This window comes from Arthrobacter sp. 260, assembly GCF_013116745.1.
Classification (GTDB): domain Bacteria; phylum Actinomycetota; class Actinomycetes; order Actinomycetales; family Micrococcaceae; genus Arthrobacter_D.
In genome coordinates, this window is sequence record NZ_JABFOE010000153.1 from 1 (window position 1) to 220 (window position 220).

At 49.5% G+C, this 220-nt stretch carries 1 protein-coding gene; it reads right to left on the minus strand.

The genetic code is table 11. The annotated features are described in order from the left end of the window. The coding region (locus HMI57_RS18685; RefSeq protein WP_346655275.1) for a hypothetical protein at positions 1–220 on the minus strand (220 nt) is incomplete at both ends.

Here is a 220-nt window from a genome sequence, read left to right on the forward strand (position 1 = left end):
TGTTAGCTTTCTGGCCTGCTTTTGTCGCTGGTGTGCTCGTAGCAGGCTTAACATAAGTTTTACCACTACCTGTTGTCGTGCTACCGTTGTAGCCTGAATCAGTGATGCCGGTTAGATCAACGTTGCCATCAAGGCCGCCAGCGCGATAGGTGGAAGTGAACTGGAAGATACCTACATTGTCAAAACTCGGGAAGTAGCCATAATTCGGCACGGTAGTGAC